This is a genomic window from Chamaesiphon sp. OTE_20_metabat_361 (genome assembly GCF_031364565.1).
On the sequence record NZ_JANLWO010000655.1, the window covers coordinates 1 to 1884 of the forward strand.

Below are 1884 nucleotides of genomic sequence, written 5' to 3' on the forward strand. Positions count from 1 at the left end.
CGTCTCCTCGTCTCCTCGTCTCCTTTGTCTCCTCGTCCCCCAACTCCCATCTCCCAACTAAATTATGTTCTGGCCGTTTAATCAGAAAGCTACGAAACAAATTGCCCGCATTGAGATTGCTGGGGCGATTGGTAGCGGTACGCGAAAAGCCGTATTGAAGGCACTCAAGGAAGTTGAAGAACGTAAGTATCCCGCCTTATTATTGCGGATCGATAGTCCTGGTGGAACTGTCGGCGATTCTTATGAGATTTATCAGGCGCTCCAACGGCTGCAATCGAAGGTTCAAATTGTTGCTAGTTATGGCAATATTTCGGCTTCAGGGGGTGTATATATCGGCATGGGTGCCCCGCACATTATGGCAAATCCCGGTACCCTCACAGGCAGTATTGGGGTGATTCTGCGCGGTAATAATCTGGAGAAATTACTCGATCGGGTGGGTGTCTCGTTTAAAGTGATTAAATCTGGGCCTTATAAGGATATCTTGTCATTCGATCGCGAGTTAACCGCTCCCGAGGAACAAATTCTCCAAACCCTCATCGATAGTACTTACGAGCAATTTGTCAATACTGTGGCAGAATCTCGCCATCTCGATCCCGCAACGGTGAGAACTTTTGCCGATGGACGGATCTTTACTGGCGAACAAGCTGTAGAATTTGGAGTGGTCGATCGACTCGGTTCGGAAGAGGATGCTCGGCTTTGGGTGGCGGAATTAGCGGGATTAGATCCCCAAAAGGCTAAGCTACAGACGATCGAAGAACGCAAGCCTTTATTAAGTAGAATCCTGCAAAATCAAGTTTCTGGGTTCTCAACAGTAGTATCGACCGCCGAATGGGTACAATTTGAACTAAGCACTAGCGGACAACCTTTATGGTTATATCGTCCCTAAGTGGCGTAAGATAATAAAAATTTGCGGAGGATGATGGCGTGGAGTGGCAGATGAGAGCAATTCGCGGGGCGACGACGGCAAGTGAAAATACAGAGGGTGCGATCTATAGTGCCGTTACCGAGCTATTGCAAGAATTAGAGTATCGCAATCGGATCGATCCCGATCGCATCATCAGTGTCATTTTTACCGCTACCAAGGATTTGGATGCAGTCTTCCCCGCCGCTATCGCTCGCCGGATCTACCCGACTTGGCAAGATGTCGCCCTGATGGATGTCCAACAAATGCACGTCGAGGGCAGTCTCCCCCGCTGTATTCGCTTCCTAATTCACGCCAATCTCCCAGCGGATGCTAAAGTTTATCATCCTTATCTCCGTGGCGCACGAAATTTACGTCCCGATCGCAGTTTGGTGAGTTAATGGATAGTGGATAGTGAATAGTGAACAGAGGTTTAAAGAAAAAATATTCTAAAAACTAGATGGTGGGCAGTGCCCACCATCATTCTCTAAGAATCGCTATCCACTATCCACTGTCTTGATTCGCTGTCTTGTCGTTTTTTTATTCGCTTTTTTGTCTTTTTTTTTTTCGGGGGCAACCCCATAATAAACACGCCGCTAAACCGTCGGGGAACAAAGGCGTGCGCGAATCGCTATTCACTATCCACTAATTTCCGACTCGCCCGCAATTGCCCACAAGCAGCACTCGCACCTAAACCTTTGGAATAACGCACGCTGACGGCAATGTGCTTTTGCTCTAGTACATCGACAAAATCCTGGACATCTCTGGGTGTGGGTCGATCGAAATCGGCATCGTCGATCGGGTTGTACGGAATTAGATTAACCTGGGTTTGAAAACCGCGTAGTTTGCTAGCTAATTCAACCGCTAGTTTGGGTTTATCGTTGACTCCTGCGAGGAGGATATATTCGACGCTCAATCGTCGCCCAGTAATTTGGACGTAATCTCGGCACTCATCGAGCAATTCGTCAATCGGGTAATTGATT

General features: G+C 47.8%; 2 protein-coding genes and 1 pseudogene. 2 read left to right on the forward strand and 1 reads right to left on the reverse strand.

Features of this window, described 5'->3' with window-relative positions; translation table 11 throughout:
- The first annotated feature begins 64 nt into the window (after positions 1 to 64).
- Both sppA and aroH read left to right on the forward strand, forming a co-directional pair.
- Positions 65 to 886 (forward strand): signal peptide peptidase SppA, encoded by an 822-nt coding sequence (gene sppA, locus RMO35_RS18740; protein WP_309743052.1) that lies wholly within the window; start codon positions 65 to 67, stop codon positions 884 to 886.
- A 38-nt stretch (positions 887 to 924) separates the two neighbouring features.
- A complete protein-coding gene (gene aroH, locus RMO35_RS18745; RefSeq protein WP_396135045.1) occupies positions 925 to 1302 on the forward strand; it encodes a chorismate mutase in 378 nt (125 codons plus the stop codon).
- Between the two features lie 230 nt (positions 1303 to 1532).
- On the opposite strand, the pseudogene RMO35_RS18750 reads toward aroH, so the two are convergent.
- Positions 1533 to 1884, reverse strand: a pseudogene (locus RMO35_RS18750) (23S rRNA (adenine(2503)-C(2))-methyltransferase RlmN); the annotation flags it as partial.